Origin of the sequence: Colwellia sp. C1TZA3, from assembly GCF_007954265.1 — a bacterium.
In the GTDB taxonomy this organism is placed as follows: domain Bacteria; phylum Pseudomonadota; class Gammaproteobacteria; order Enterobacterales; family Alteromonadaceae; genus Cognaticolwellia.
In genome coordinates this window covers 1-2,284 of sequence record NZ_VOLS01000123.1, presented here as the reverse complement: position 1 = coordinate 2,284, position 2,284 = coordinate 1, and the positions used below count along the sequence as shown (strand labels likewise).

The window sequence follows — 2,284 nt, the reverse complement described above, 5'->3', positions numbered from 1 at the left end:
TAATACCAGTTCCATTAAGTTTGTGATCTTGTTGTGCGCAGGAAAAATAACTCAAGGTAAGGCGCTCGATTGAGCAATAGCTGGCTATTGGGAGTGAGAGCAACACAGCCTTGAGCTATTTTAACTAGTACAAGTGAGCAATAATTTAATGGGATTGGTATAAGATGCAGTTTCAGCGTTAAGCTAGGAAATCAGATCAAGGCGCGATACGAAGATAATGGTTATTCTCGGTAACTGCTCCTGCGTTACCCTAATGTCCTACATCGACGTGCATGGAAGTACTAATGCCGTGGAGCCATGGATGGCTAAGAACGGCCATGTAGGAACCTTATTAAGTAGTGCACAGGTTTTTTGTTCCAGACAAAACCTAAGTACATACATCCATGTATGCAACGCTGGACTGGTTTTCTAGCTTAGCTCCCTACGGGCAAGCCGATAAAGGGTCATCTCCTGCGTTATGGATTTCGACAATATTCCCACAGGGATGTGGGTTATTAGAGCAACGCAGGAGCAGTTGCCAAGAATAACTATTCTCTTCAATCCATGCCTGGTACCTAACCCTTTCTCGACTTGCACAAACCTGCGCCTTGAAGTGGAGCGGGTATAAAAGCAAAAGAGCGTATTAAAAGTGCGCTCTTTTATCATAACGTGTCTACAACACTATAAGCCTAAAGACTTGCACCAGTTACTGGCATTAACAAACTCTTTATGGATAAAATTTGCGTCAAGTCTATATAAATCGGCTAATGGCTGAATATTTTCACCCTTACCAGTGATGTAATTTGTGGTTAAATCTAACAGTTTTCCTAATAACCCAGTATGATTTACTAATGCATCTTCAATCGGTTTTGCTAACGGCATGGTTTTTACGATTTCATCCATTGGCATGCTCAAAATAACCTCTATTGCACTTAATAAACCGGTAATAAAGGCAAAGTCGCTCACTGCAATAAATACACTTTCATTGGCAAGTTTCGCCATTAATTTCGCTGTTATTAAAGACTGCTTTGAAACTTCACTGGATTTATTTGTGGTTAGTTTTGATAGCGCGATAATCGTGACAAACTGTTTAAGCTGGTCTTCACCTAAGTAAGCTGCAGCTTGTTTTAACGAGGTTATTTCTACCCGAGTGTCCGTTGTGACATTGTTAACTAATTTAAGCAAGCCAACTGTTAAATTAACATCTTGACCGATAATTTCCGCTATACGGTCATAGTTTATAGGCTTATTAAAAGTTTCACTGATCAAATGCAGCATTTGCGATTTGATCGGGGCTAACGTTTGCCCTGCAATAATTTCAGGCTCGTTATAAAAGAAACCTTGGTAATAATGAAAGCCAATTTCCGCCAACGATTGTAACTGATAGTTAGTTTCAACCTTTTCGGCTATTAACTTGATATCAAAAGGCTTGATTCGATCCAGAACTGGACGTATACGTTGAGCGTTGATTATTGCTATATCGATTTTTATCATCGCAAGATAGGGGAATAATACATCCCATTTTTCATCTAGGTCATATTCAGTTAAAGCGACTTGATAGCCTTGGTCATGATAATACTTAACGATTTTTAACAGCCGCTCACTGGCTGAATTATGCCCGACTAATTCAATGACAATATTGTCTTTATTGAACATCAGCGGGTATTTATTAATCAGGCCCTTCTCAGTGAAATTTATAAAAGCTAATTTACCTAAGCTAACCGATTGAATATCACCCTGAAAATAATTTTGTATGATCAATTTAGAACTGGCAATGTCTTGGTCTATCTCGGGGAATTTTTTTTCTGGACTATCTCTAAATAAAAGTTCGTAACCAAGCGTTTGATGGTTTTTGTCCAGTATCGCTTGACGGGAAATATAACTTATCTGCATAGGCCAATTATTTAAAGATTGATGATTAACAAAGCATAGCTTATTTTCCATGTCATTGAAAAGTTATTGAAAAGCTATTGAAAAATTATTTATAAAACGCCTAAAATTTTCATTTTTATCCACTAGGTAATAAGTGCAACCACATACGCTATGGGTAAACATCAAATAAAGTAACTGTAGTGTCTGCAATGTCTAAGCTGAGTACATCACCGTAATGAAGATCAACAATAAATGGCGCGAGTAATTCAAGTTGATTTAATGGCTGTAAGTGCTCTGTTTTATACTAGTTCCATTAAGTTTGTGATCTTGTTGTGCGCAGGAAAAATAACTCAAGGTAAGGCGCTCGATTGAGCAATAGCTGGCTATTGGGATTGAGAGCAACACAGCATTGAGCTATTTTAACTAGTACAAG

General features: G+C 38.0%; 1 protein-coding gene. It reads right to left on the bottom strand.

The window, feature by feature from the left end; genetic code table 11:
• Positions 1-660 precede the first annotated feature (660 nt).
• Complete coding sequence (locus ESZ39_RS17385; RefSeq protein ID WP_146881177.1) at positions 661-1,872, bottom strand: EAL and HDOD domain-containing protein; 1,212 nt, start codon at positions 1,870-1,872, stop codon at positions 661-663.
• Between the last annotated feature and the right edge of the window lie 412 nt (positions 1,873-2,284).

Coding starts and splice junctions, on each gene's coding strand:
- ESZ39_RS17385 (WP_146881177.1), bottom strand. CDS start 1,872: ATGCAGATAAGTTATATTTCCCGTCAAGCGATACTGGACAAAAACCAT.